12 protein-coding genes and 1 pseudogene are annotated in these 12,231 nt (G+C 71.5%); 1 reads left to right on the forward strand and 12 read right to left on the reverse strand.

Translation table 11 applies throughout. The annotated features are described in order from the left end of the window. Positions 1 to 43: 43 nt before the first annotated feature. The 7 genes from O7553_RS18735 to pepN form a co-directional block, all read right to left on the reverse strand. Positions 44 to 2,503: a ComEC/Rec2 family competence protein gene (locus O7553_RS18735; protein ID WP_281551016.1), complete on the reverse strand. Its 2,460-nt coding sequence runs from the start codon at positions 2,501 to 2,503 to the stop codon at positions 44 to 46. Next, a complete protein-coding gene (locus tag O7553_RS18740) occupies positions 2,500 to 3,207 on the reverse strand; it encodes a ComEA family DNA-binding protein (protein ID WP_281555664.1) in 708 nt (235 codons plus the stop codon). The genes O7553_RS18735 and O7553_RS18740 overlap by 4 nt, the downstream gene beginning before the upstream one ends. 260 nt (positions 3,208 to 3,467) lie before the next feature. Further along, complete coding sequence (locus O7553_RS18745) at positions 3,468 to 4,343, reverse strand: DegV family protein (protein ID WP_281551017.1); 876 nt, start codon at positions 4,341 to 4,343, stop codon at positions 3,468 to 3,470. 105 nt (positions 4,344 to 4,448) lie between these two features. Then, on the reverse strand, positions 4,449 to 5,078 hold the full coding sequence (locus O7553_RS18750; protein WP_281551018.1) for a histidine phosphatase family protein: 630 nt from the start codon (positions 5,076 to 5,078) through the stop codon (positions 4,449 to 4,451). Beyond that, positions 5,075 to 5,473, reverse strand: a complete 399-nt coding sequence (gene rsfS / locus O7553_RS18755) for a ribosome silencing factor (protein WP_281551019.1) — start codon at positions 5,471 to 5,473, stop codon at positions 5,075 to 5,077. Before rsfS ends, O7553_RS18750 begins: the two co-directional genes overlap by 4 nt. 110 nt (positions 5,474 to 5,583) lie before the next feature. Next, complete coding sequence (gene nadD, locus O7553_RS18760; RefSeq protein WP_281551020.1) at positions 5,584 to 6,195, reverse strand: nicotinate-nucleotide adenylyltransferase; 612 nt, start codon at positions 6,193 to 6,195, stop codon at positions 5,584 to 5,586. A 101-nt stretch (positions 6,196 to 6,296) separates the two neighbouring features. Then, on the reverse strand, positions 6,297 to 8,855 hold the full coding sequence (pepN, locus tag O7553_RS18765; RefSeq protein WP_281551021.1) for an aminopeptidase N: 2,559 nt from the start codon (positions 8,853 to 8,855) through the stop codon (positions 6,297 to 6,299). Positions 8,856 to 8,966: 111 nt separating this feature from the next. On the opposite strand from pepN, the gene O7553_RS18770 reads away from it, so the two are divergent. After that, positions 8,967 to 9,185 carry a DUF397 domain-containing protein gene (locus O7553_RS18770; protein ID WP_281551022.1) on the forward strand — a complete coding sequence of 73 codons (219 nt, stop codon included), beginning with the start codon at positions 8,967 to 8,969 and terminating at the stop codon, positions 9,183 to 9,185. 32 nt (positions 9,186 to 9,217) lie between these two features. On the opposite strand, the gene O7553_RS18775 is transcribed toward O7553_RS18770, so the two are convergent. From O7553_RS18775 to obgE, 5 genes and pseudogenes are all read right to left on the reverse strand, one after another. After that, positions 9,218 to 9,421, reverse strand: a complete 204-nt coding sequence (locus tag O7553_RS18775; protein WP_281555820.1) for a hypothetical protein — start codon at positions 9,419 to 9,421, stop codon at positions 9,218 to 9,220. 1 nt (position 9,422) lies between these two features. After that, positions 9,423 to 9,563: pseudogene (locus O7553_RS30210) on the reverse strand (helix-turn-helix domain-containing protein); the annotation flags it as partial. A 174-nt stretch (positions 9,564 to 9,737) separates the two neighbouring features. Continuing rightward, positions 9,738 to 10,142, reverse strand: coding sequence for a hypothetical protein (locus O7553_RS18785; RefSeq protein WP_148083506.1), 405 nt, complete (start codon positions 10,140 to 10,142; stop codon positions 9,738 to 9,740). A gap of 74 nt (positions 10,143 to 10,216) precedes the next feature. Then, on the reverse strand, positions 10,217 to 10,678 hold the full coding sequence (locus tag O7553_RS18790) for a GNAT family N-acetyltransferase (RefSeq protein ID WP_281551023.1): 462 nt from the start codon (positions 10,676 to 10,678) through the stop codon (positions 10,217 to 10,219). Between the two features lie 114 nt (positions 10,679 to 10,792). Next, a complete protein-coding gene (gene obgE / locus O7553_RS18795) occupies positions 10,793 to 12,226 on the reverse strand; it encodes a GTPase ObgE (protein ID WP_281551024.1) in 1,434 nt (477 codons plus the stop codon). Positions 12,227 to 12,231 lie beyond the last annotated feature (5 nt).

Raw genomic sequence — 12,231 nt, forward strand, 5'->3', positions numbered from 1 at the left:
ACCGGAACACCGCAGTTGACTGCGGTCTTCCGTCCCACCCGGATCAGCCGGTACGGGAGTTGATGTCAGCTCTCTGGTGGGAGACCGCGAGCCCGCCGGCACGCCGTACCACCGCGAGATCACCGTCGACATCGGTGCGCAGCACCCGCGCTCCCCGTGCCGACAGCCGGGCGAGCACTCCGGGATCCGGATGCCCGTAGCGGTTGTCGGCACCGACCGGCACCACCGCGACCGCAGGAGCCACCGCGTCCAGGAAGCCGACGTCCTGGAAGGCCGACCCGTGGTGGGCGACCTTGAGCACGTCCGCCCGCAGTCCGGCCGCCCCGAACCGGTCCAGCAACGCTTCCTGCGCGGCGTGCTCGGCGTCACCGGTCAGCAGGATCCGTACTCCGTCCACGACAGCCAGCAGCATCAGCGAGTTGTTGTTCGGATCGGACCTGGTCCCGATGAACGGCTCGGTCGGACCGAGCACCATCAACTCGACCTGGTCACGACGGTAACTCCAGCCGGGCGGAACCGGTCCGACCGCGACGCCTCGGGCCGCCGCCGCCAACTGCACCGCGTCCCGGCCGGCAGCCGGCTCCGGCCACCCGGTGGTCGCCACCGCCGAGACCAGACGGTGCCGCAGGACACCATCGACGCCAGCGACATGGTCGGCGTGGAAATGACTGATCACCAACAGCGGCACCCGGCTGATGCCGAGACGGCGCAGGCACCGGTCGGCAGCAGCCGGGTCCGGTCCGGCGTCGACGACCACAGCGGACCGGGCACCGGCGGGTAGCACCACCACGTCCCCCTGACCCACCGCACAGACCGCGACCACCCAGCCATCCGGTGGCCAGCCCGACGCGGCGAGCCGCACCGGCAGGGCCCCGACCACGGCTCCGACCGCTATGACCGCCAGCACTCGACGAGTGAACCCGTGACGGGCCAGGAGCAGCACGACGACCGTCAACGCGGCAAGAGAGAGCGCACCGAACGCCCCGTCCGGCCACGGCAGCGAACCCGCGGGAACCCGCGCCCCGTACCGGGCCACCGTCACCAGCCACCAGGCCGGCCAGTGACCGAGCCAGGCGAGCAGTTCGGCACCGCCCGGCCAGACCGGTGAGACGACGGCTGTCGCCACCCCGAGCACCGTCGCCGGGGCGATCGCCGGCACCACGAGCAGGTTGGCGGGGACCGCGACCAGGCTGATCAGTCCGGATAGGCCGGCGACGACCGGGGTGCAGGCCAGCTGCGCCGCCGCCGGGATCGCCAACGCGTCCGCCAGCGGAGCGGGTACACCACGGGCCACCATCGCGTCCCGCCAGCCGGGTGCGAACAGCAGCAGACCACCGGTCGCCAGTACGGACAGGGCGAAACCCGCGTCCGAGGCCAGCTCCGGATCGACCACGACCAGGACGGCCACGGTCGCACCGAGCGCCGGCAACGCCGCCCGCCGACGTCCGGTCGCCAGCGCGAGCAGCCCGACCGCACCCATCACCCCGGCCCGTACCACGCTGGGCGAGGGACGGGCCAGGATCACGAAGCCGACCAGCGCCACGGCGCACGCGACCGCTGTCAGGCCGGGACCAGCCCGACACCAGCGCATCCCGAGCAGGACGAACCCGACGACGACCGCGACGTTGGACCCACTCACCGCGACGAGATGGGTCAGCCCGGTGGCCCGGAAGTCCTGCTCCACCGCAGGATCCAGCCGGCTGGTGTCGCCGACGACGAGACCGGGCAACAGGCCACCGGGCTGGTCTGGCAACGGCTCGCAGGCGCGCTGCAGGCCCGACCGCAGGACACCGGCCGCCCGCTGCGCCCAGCTCGAGGACCCGACCGGCGTCGGATCTTCCCCGGTGGACAGCACTGCTGCGGTCAGATCACCACCGCGCGGTGGCGCCAACCGGCCGGCGACCCGCACCCGCTGCCCGGGCAGCAGCCCGTCCCAGGCGTTGCTGGTGCCGAGGACGAGCAACCGCACCGGACCGACCAGCCGGCCGGCGACGCCGTGGTCGGACCCGACGGCCGGCGAGCCGGACAGGCTGGCCAGCCGGACCGGTACCAGCCACAGCGGCGGTCCGGCCACCGCCGACCTGACCCGTCGAGGATCGTCCCGGATCACCAGCTCCGCGGCGACCGCCGCACGGTCGTCGACCAGCGCCGCGAGCGGCCCGGCGTCCCGCGCCGCCACCCGCGCGCCGGCAGCGGCGGCACCGCAGACGACGCCGAGCACCACCGCCATGGCCAGCCAGCCGTACGCGTGGATCCACCTGGTCAGCCGGGGCAGGTCGGCGTAACCGCCGGGCGGCCTGGCAGCGCGGCTGCGGCCGGTGCCCGTACCTCTGGTCAGGTAGACGCCGAGCAGACCGACCAGCGTCACGCCACCGCTGACCAGTGCCACCGCCAGTACGGCCGTGCCGTACACCACGGCGAAGGCTGCCAGCCAGCAGGCCACCGCGAACCCGGCCAGCCGCAGATCAGGCGGCCCGACCCGGTCACCGCCGGACGCCTTCACACTGTCACCAGCTCACGCAGTTGGTCGAACCGCGCGTCGCCGATGCCGCTGACCTTGCGCAGGTCGTTGACGGACGCGAACCCACCCACCCGCTCGCGATGGTCGATGATCCGCTGGGCGAGCACCGGGCCGACTCCCGGCAGCGTCTCCAACTGCTGCTGGCTGGCGGCGTTCAGGTCGACCTTGCCGGTCTCGCCCGGCTGGCCGGCGAGCGGGGCAGGTCCAGTCTCGGCTCCCGGCGGAGGGGTGACCCCGACCACGACGAGCTCGCCGTCCTGGACCGGGCGGGCCAGATTGAGCCAGGCGATGTCGGTGTCGGGCAGTGCGCCACCGGCTGCTTCCAGGGCATCGGCCACCCGGGCACCTGCCGGCAGGGTCACCAGGCCTGGCCGGTGGACCCGGCCGGTCACCGCGACGATCAGCTGTGTCGGCCCGCCGGTGCCGGTCGTCCCAGGTCCTGCCGCAGCGGGGCGGCCCTCAGGACTCGGGCCGGCGGCGACGGCCGACACCGGGGCGCCCTGGGCCGAGGCGCCGTCGGCGGACGGCACCGGCTCGACCTGGGGTCGTGCCCGCCAGGCGAGCAGCGCGGCGCCGGCTACCACCACGACAGCCACGGCGGCGAGCGCCCGCACCCCCCGCCGGCCAGGGTCGAAGGCGGGCAGCCGGGCGGTCGCCCCAGAGAAGGCCGGGTCATCGCCATCGATCGGGTCGCCCGATCCGGCCGGGTCATCGAGGTCGCGGACGGACGAACGGACGGGGTCTACCAGCACCCGTAGGTCGCCGTCGGCGCGGGTCAGTAGGCCGCCGTCGGCGCGGGTCAGCCGGGCCAGCCGACGCTGGACGGTGTCGTCGTCGATCACGTGCAGAAGCTAGGCCGCCGGCCAGGACGGTGGACCGGACTGCGGGCAGGGCTGTGGACGACCGGCGTGTTGTGGACAGTGCCCCGTACCAGACCCGGATCTTGCTATGGGCCGGCGGTCAGGGAGCCCGCCCGCCGGTGCACCACGACCGAGAGCAGACCGGGGCCGGCGTGTGCGGTCACCACCGCCCCGATCTGCGTCACGTGAACGTCCTGGAGCCGGTCGCCCAGCCGGGAGGTCAGTTCGGCACACAGGGCGGCGGCCCGGTCCGGATCGTCGAGGTGGTGCACGGCGACGTCGACCCGCGAGGCGTCGCCGGCCGCGAGACAGGCGAGGTCGACCAGCTTGGCCAGGGCACGGGCGGCGGTACGTACCTTGTCGCGCAGCACGATGTGCCCGTCCGGCACGTGCAGGATCGGCTTGACCGCCAGCGCCGTACCGAGCAGCGCGGATGCTGCCGTGATCCGACCACCGCGCCGCAGATGCTCCAACGTGTCGACGTAGAAAAACGTTCGGGTGCGGGCCGCTGCAGCGGTCGCGGCGGCGCTGACCTCGGCCAGGTCACCCCCGGTAGCCGCCACCGTCGCCGCGGCGAGCGCCGGGAAGCCCAGCCCCATGCCGGTCGAGCCGCTGTCCACCACCGCGACCCGGTCCGGGCCGGTCTGCCGGGCGGCCAGTTCGGCGGCCGCGACCGTGCCGGACAGCCCGGCCGACAGGTGCACCGACACGACCCCGGAGCTACCGGTGCGCAGCAGTCGCCGGTACGTCCCGGCGAACTGCTCGGGCGCGGGTCGCGAGGTGCTGACCGTCGAGCGCCGCGTGGTCAACGCGTGGGCCACCTCGGTCGGGGTCAGATCGAGGCCTTCCCGACGTTCGATGCCGTCGACCAGCACGGTCAGCGGCACCACCGTGAGGTGGTGCCGCTGCGCCAGATCGGCCGGCAGGTAGGCGGTGGAGTCGGTCACGACCGCGACGGACATGCCGGCACGCTAGCTGATCATCGGCAATCGTGCCGGACCAGGCGACCTGTGGGGTCGGACCGGCTGCCGGATCAAGCCGGCGATCAGGTCGGACCGGCTGCCGGGTCAGACCGGGGCGGGAATGTCCCGGGTGCTGCTCACCCCGACGTTGTGTGCCCGCAGTTGCCAGCCCCGCGACTCGTCGTACCGTAGCTCGGTCCAGTGGCAGTTCTGCAGCGGCGCGACGGTACGCAGCACCGGCACCCCCCAGCCGAGCAGATGGCCACAGCCCTGCCGGGCCGCCCCGCCGTGGGTGGCGATCACCACAGTCCCGCCTGGCATCGCGTCAGCCGCGTCCTGCAACGCCTCCCCGACCCGTTTGCCAAGGTCGTCGAGGCTCTCCACAGCGCAGCCGGGCGACGGATCGCCGGCCCGCCAGCGGGCGTGCTCGGCGGGGAACCGTTCCGCGATGGTCGGCATGGTGAGCCCTTGCCAGAGCCCGTACTGCCGCTCCCGCAGCCGGGGGTCGGAACGGACCGGAAGGCCGGTGAGTGCCGCCAGGGCCGCCGCGGTGTCGGCTGCCCGCTGGAGATCGCTGGCGACGATCGCGTCCGGTCGTAGCGCCGCGATCAGCGGCGCGGCGGCGGTGGCCTGGGCCCGGCCGAGGTCGTTGAGGGCGGTGTCGGTCTGGCCCTGCACCCGGTCGGCGGCGTTCCAGTCGGTGTTGCCGTGCCGCCAGACGATCAACCGGGTCACTCGGTGGCCCCGGCTTCGGCCTCGACCAGGTCACGGTCGACGAACGGGATGACCGGACAGTCCTTCCAGAGCCGGTCGAGGGCGTAGAACTCGCGCTCCTCGGTGTGCTGGACGTGCACCACGATGTCGTTGAAGTCGAGCAGCACCCACCGGCCGGCACGGTCGCCTTCACGCCGGATCGGCTTGGCCTTCTCCGGCAGCCGGACCAGGCTCTCCTCGATGGCGTCGACGACCGCCAGCACCTGGCGCTCGTTGGGCGCGGAGGCGAGCACGAAGGCGTCGGTGATCGCCATTCGGTCGGCCACGTCGATGACGACGATGTCCTGCGCCTTCTTGTCGGCGGCGGCCTGGGCGGCCGTCAGGGCCATCTCCCGCGCGCGCTCTGAGGCGCTCATCGGATCACCTCGACAACACTCCTTCAGCTAGACAGCTTCGCTGCTCTAGCCTCTCACACTCGCCCAGCCAGAAAATACGGATATATTACCTATATTGTGACAGCAGGGGGTCATTCACCCGAAGATTCCGTCTCGTACAGCCGACGTTTGGCGATGTACTGCACCACCCCGTCCGGCACGAGGTACCACAGCGGCTTGCCGGCAGCCACCCGCGCCCGGCACTCGGTTGACGAGATCGCCATCGCCGGCACCTCGACCAGGGACACCGTGTCGGCCGGCAGGTGCGCGTCGGACAACTCGAACCCCGGCCGGGTCACCCCGATGAAGTGGGCCAACTCGAACATCGCGTCCGTGTCCTTCCAGGACAGGATCTTCTCCAGGGCATCCGCGCCGGTGATGAAGAACAGCTGCGTCTTCGGCCCGTACACCGAGTGCAGGTCGCGCAGCGTGTCGACGGTGTAGGTCGGGCCAAGCCGGTCGATGTCCGCCCGACTCACCTGGAACGTCGGGTTCGACGCGGTCGCGATCACGGTCATCAGGTACCGGTCCTCAGCCGGGGTGACCGTCAGCCCAGCCTTCTCCCACGGATCCCCGGTCGGCACGAAGACCACCTCGTCGAGCGCGAAGCGCTCGGCCACCTCGCTCGCCGCGACCAGGTGACCCTGGTGGATCGGATCGAAGGTGCCGCCCATAATGCCGACCCGACGGATGCCATCGTCCATCGACGAATCGTATGCCGATGATCTACCCAGCCGGGCTGTCGCGTGGCGTAGGCAACACTTTCGGGGGCCTGCTCCCGCTTTGCGCCTCCGGCGATCACCGCCTACGCCGGTCCGGCACCGGCACCGGCTCTGGACGCGTACCGACGTCGAGCGGCCAACGCCCGGTCCAGTTCATCGGTGGCGTCGGTGACCACCCGACGTAGCCCGGCGGTCAGATCGTCGCGGGCGAGCATCGCGGTTGCCGCCGCCCGGGTCCGCTCGCTCACCGCGAACTGCGGGAAGGCCGTCTCCGCCACCCGGTCGGCGAGCCACGCCGCGCGGCGCCGGGTCGCCGCCGGCAGATCGGCGAAGTACCGGTCCACGTACGGCGCCGTCAGCTCGGTCTGTTCCGGCTGCCAGAACCCTTCGGCGTACGCCTCGACGAGACGGTTGGACAGGCTGGTGTCGGTCACGATCGCCTGCCAGGCACGCTCCTTGCCGGCCGGGTCCGGCACCGCCGCACGGCACTTCGCGGCCCACTGCTCACCGGCCGCGCTGCGGTCCCGGCCGGCCTCGTCGGCGATCTCGGTCGTGCCGACGCCGCCGCACGCCGCCAGCCGGTAGAGCAGCAACCAACGCAGGTCGGCGTCGACCGTCAGCCCGGCGGGCACCGCCCACCCCGCCAACCACCCCCGCAACCAGTCGACGTCCCCGCTGGCGGTGATCGCCCCCCGGGCCGCGGCCAACTGGACCGATGTGCCGGACCCGGCTGCGGCCAGCAGCCGGGTGCAGGCGGTGCCGAGCCGGGACCGCAGCACTGGACGGTCCACCGGGTGCGCGTACCGGTCGATCACCGACCGGCTCAGCCGCAGCACGTCCTCGACGACGACCACCACGGTCTCGGCCGGCAGGGCCAGCTCGATCAGCGCCGCCAGGTCGGCCACCGGCTGCTGGGCGTCACGTACCGCGTCCAGGGTCGCCGTCCACGACACAGCACGGGCCAACGGATCGGTCATTCCGGGCAGCATCGCCGGCAGCGCGGCCGACGAGGCCGGGTCGAGCCGCACCTTGGCGTACGTGAGGTCACCGTCGTTGACCAGCAGTAGGTCGGCCGCCGGCTCACCGACCAACGCCGGCACCAGGGTACGTCCGCCGTCGACGTCCGGGGCCAGGTCCACCGCCAGCCGGCGCCGCCGCACCGATCTCCGCCGGTCCCCGGTCGCCTCGGCATCGAACAACCCCAGTCCGATCCGGTGCGGACGCAGCACCGGATAGGGCTGCGGCGCGGTCTGCACCAGGGCGACCTCCCGGTAGCGGCCGGTCTCGTCGACGATCGTCTCGGCCCGGATCGTGTTCACCTGCGCCTGCCGCAGCCACCGCGTCGCCCAGCCGGACAGGTCGCGGCCACTCGCCTTGGTCAACGCGTCGAGCAGGTCGGCCAGCGTAGCGTTGTCGAACCGGTGGGCGGCGAAATGTGCCCGCAGCCCGGCCAGGAACGGTTCGTCGCCCAGCCAGGCCACCAACTGGCGCAGCACCGACGCGCCCTTGGCGTACGAGATGCCGTCGAAGTTGAGCAACGCCCGCTCGGCGTCCGCGACCTCCTCCGGCGCCACCGGATGGGTCGACGGACGCTGGTCCGCTGCGTACCCCCAGGATTTGTAGCGAATGCCGAACGTCGTCCAGGCGTCGGTGAACCGGGTCGCCTCGGCGGTCACCCGCACCCCGAGGTACTCGGCGAACGATTCGTTGAGCCACAGGTCGTCCCACCACCGCATGGTCACCAGGTCGCCGAACCACATGTGGGCCATCTCGTGGGCGATCGTGGTGGCCCGCCGCTCGCGTTCGCTGTCGGTGACCGCCGACCGGAAGATGTGGTCGTCGCGGAAGGTCACCAGGCCCGGGTTCTCCATCGCGCCGGCGTTGAACTCGGGCACGAACGCCTGGCCGTAGCCGCCGAACGGGTACCGCACGTCGAACAGTTCGTGGAACCGGTCCAGGCACTGCCGGGTGATCGTGAAGATCTCCTCGGCGTCGGCGTCCAGGTGCGCGGCGAGCGAACGTCGGCAGTACAGCGACAGTGGGACCCCGTCGTGCTCGGCGTGGCGGGCGTGGTACGGCCCGGCGATCAGGGTCACGAAGTACGTTGCCAGCGGCGCCGTCGGCGCGAAATCCCACCGGCCGTCCACCGGCGCGCCGACCGGCTGGCCGTTACCGGCCACCGTCCACTGCGGTGGCGCGGTGACCCGCAGCCGTACCGATGCCTTCAGGTCGGGCTGGTCGAAGCAGGCGAAGATGCGCGGCGCGTCGTCCAGGAACGACATGGCGTACAGGTACGTATCGCCGTCGGCGGGGTCCACGAAGCGGTGCAGCCCCTGCCCCGAGTTCGAGTACGCCATCCGGGACTCGACAGTCAGCGTGTTGTGTCCGGCCAGCCCGGTCAGCGGGAACCGGTTGTCGTCGAGCGTCGTCGGATCAAGATCGACCTCGTTGAGCCGTACCCGCGTCAGCTTCACCGCAGCGACCTCGACGAAGGTCGCTGCTCCCGGCGTGGCCCGGAACTCGATCACACTGGTCGACCCGAACTCGGTGTCACCGGCGGTCAGATCGAGGTCGATGGTGTACGACTCGACGGTGATCGTCGCGGCGCGTTCGACGGCCTCGGCGCGGGTCAGGCTCGGCATCCGACCATCCTGCCGCACATCGTGCAACCGGCGGCGGCTAGCCTGTGCCGGTAACCGGGCGTGTACCGCCTGACAAATCCCGCGTGTGTTCCCGTGCAGAAGGAGTCGACGATGGCGCAGCACCCCAAGGGCGATTTCGACCTGTCCCGTGCGGTGTGGCAGCGGGCCGAAGGTGACGACTCCGAGGGCGCGGTCGAGATCGCGTTCGTCGACGACCTAATCGGGATGCGCAACTCGGCCGAGCCGGACGGGCCGATCCTGGTCTTCACCCAGGCCGAGTGGGACGCGTTCGTCGCCGGCGCCCAGGACGGCGAGTTCGACCTGGAGTGACCCGGTGGTCGCGGCGGCCTGGGACGCACGGTCTACCCCGGGTCGCCGCCACCCCAGCTCAACGCGTTGATCCCGGCCGCGCGGTGGAAGCCGGGATGTTCGAGTACGTCGACACAGGTCTCGCTGTCCGGGTCCGGCCCGACCGCCCCGCAGAACAGCGGCTCGGCCAGGTGCCAGGCGTCCGTGTAGGACAGCCGCGCGACGCCGATCGCCACCTCGGGCCGCGGGACCGTCAAACGGCGAGTACTTCCCCTGCTCGATGGCGATGACGGTCTGTCGGGTGACGCCGAGCCGTCTGGCCAGCTCGGCCTGGGTCATCTCCCCGTTGGCAAAGCGCAGGGCCCGGATCGAGTTGGTCACCCTGGTCGGTCTGCCCACGCTTCACCACCCCCGGTGGTACGCGACGATCCCCAGGGTGGTCACCAGGAACGCCCAGGTGCCCTTCTCCTCGTACGACTTGACATCACTAAGGTAAAGGAGACGGAACATGATGTCGCTAATCTTTGACATGGCCGGACCAGGGGCGCACCCGTAGGTGCAGGATGACCAGGACTACAGCGCGTCGTCGAGCAGGATGCGCCGCTGGTCCGTCGGCGTCACCAGGTGTACGCCGAGCAGCCGCACGCCGGCCTGACCGCACACCTGGTACGCGGTGTGGAACCAGAGCCGGTCCGGGTCGCTGACCGCGCTCGATCCGGACCGGGTGAGCACCACCAGCATCGAGCCGTCACCCGCCCGCTCCGCGAGCGCGTTGGCGAAGATCCCGACCGCCTGGGCGCAGTCGTCCGGGTCGAGCCGCGCCGGCAGGTCGTCGACCGGGCAGTGGACCTGTACACGGTCCTCCTCGTCGCAGAGAACGAACCGCACCCCGCGCCGCCCCCGCTCCCACCGCTCGATAGCGGCGGCGAGATGAGCATCGATAGCCTCGGGACTGTCCAGAACCGGCGAATCGCTCATGACCCGACATCGTCCACCATTCGCCCGGGTTCGGCCACCCCGCCCGCGTCGCCGGGCACCATGAGCCAGGACAGTCAGGCCGCGGCGACCGGAACCCGTTTCTCAAAGCAGACGCTGTACGGATTACCGACGTACTCGCCGTAGACCGGGATCCGGGCGTAGCCCGCCGAGGCGTACAGGTGCATGGCCACCGGCAGGTAGCTGCCGGTCTCCAGCCGGAAGATGGTGTGGCCGGCGGCGTACGCCGACTCTTCCAACGCGGTCAGCAGGTGCCGCGCGATACCCCGACCCCGGTAGGCCGGCCGTACGTACATCCGTTTGATCTCGGCGGTCTGCGCGTCCAACGCCTGGACGGCGCCGCAGGCGACCGCCCGCCCGTCCAGCACGCACACCAGGTACCGGGCGTCGTCGTGTACCTGGTGCCCGACCGGATCGACTGGCCGACCGGCACGCTCCGCCTCAGCCAGCTCGCGCTGCTGGGTCATGATCAGGGCGGCGACCTCCGGGTCGGTAGGCAGACGGCGCTCGATCAACACTCAGTCACGATAGGCAAAGCGCGTTTCCCGAAGGTTTCGTCCAGTTGGCCGGGATCAGGCCTGATTCCGACAACCCGACGTTCAACTGCCACCAACCCGCTTGGTAACAATCAGTTACCTCGATACGTCCGAGTCGTCCTCTGCTGGCCGCTGCCGGCGGGCCTTGCGGTCCGCCAGCCGCTGCGCGGCGCTGGCCCGGCTCGACTGCTCCTCCAGCCGGACATCGGTGCCGCGGGAGCTCGGCACGTACTCGACGTCAGCGAAGTGGCTCGGCTGCCAGTCGAACTCCCATGATCCGATCCTCACCAACGCGCCCGGCTCGGCGCCCGCCTTGGCCAACGCCTCCTCCACGCCCAGCCTGGCCAGCCGATCGGCGAGGAAGCCGACTGCCTCGTCGTTGTCGAAGTTGGTCTGCCGTACCCACCGTTCCGGGCGGGATCCCCAAACCCGGTACGCACCGTCGGCCGCCGGCTCGACGGTGAATCCGGCGTCGTCGACGGCCGCCGGCCGCAGCACGATCCGGGTCGGCTCCAGCTCCGGCGCGGCCGCACGGGCAGCGGCGACCAGTTCCGCCAGGGCGTAGGTCAGCTCCCGCAGCCCTTCCCGGGTCGCCGTACTGACCTCGAACGCCCGCAACCCGCGCGCAACCAGGTCGTTCCGGACCAGCTCGGCCATTGCCCTGCCGTCCGGTACGTCGATCTTGTTGAGCACCACCAGCCGTGGCCGGTCCGCCAGACCGCCGTAGGCGGCCAGCTCCGCCTCGATCGCGTCGATGTCGGCCAGCGGGTCCCGCCCGGGTTCCAGAGTCGCCGTGTCCACCACGTGGGCCAGCACGGCGCACCGCTCGATGTGCCGCAGGAACTCCAGACCGAGGCCCTTGCCGGTGGCCGCACCAGGAATGAGCCCGGGTACGTCGGCGACCGTGAAGGTGTGTTCGTCGGCCCGGACCACCCCGAGGTTGGGCACCAGCGTGGTGAAGGGGTAGTCAGCGATCCTCGGCCGGGCCGCCGAGATCACCGAGATCAGCGACGACTTTCCGGCCGAGGGGAAACCGACCAGGCCCACGTCGGCGACGCTCTTGAGTTCCAGTACGACGTCAAGCTGCTCGCCCGGCTCACCCAACTCGGCGAAGCCGGGTGCCTTGCGCCGGGCGCTGGCCAATGCGGCGTTGCCCCGGCCACCCCGGCCGCCCCGGGCGATCTCCAGGCTGGTGCCGGCACCGACCAGATCGGCCAGCACCTCGCCGTCGAGACCCTGCACACTCGTCCCGTTCGGCACCTTGAGCACCAGGTCGGCGCCTTTGGCACCGTCCCGGTTGCCACCGGCCCCGCCCTTGCCGTTCTCGGCCTTTGCGTGCGGCCGGAAGTGGAAGTCGAGCAGGGTGTGCACCTGAGGGTCGACGACCAGGGTGACGCTGCCGCCGTGCCCACCGTTGCCCCCGTCCGGCCCGCCGAACGGCTTGAACTTCTCGCGGTGGATCGAGACGCAACCGTGCCCACCGTTCCCCGCCAGCACATGCAGTACAACCCGGTCGACGAAGGTCGTCACGGCCC

Origin of the sequence: Solwaraspora sp. WMMA2059, assembly GCF_027497315.1 — a bacterium.
Taxonomy (GTDB): domain Bacteria; phylum Actinomycetota; class Actinomycetes; order Mycobacteriales; family Micromonosporaceae; genus Micromonospora_E.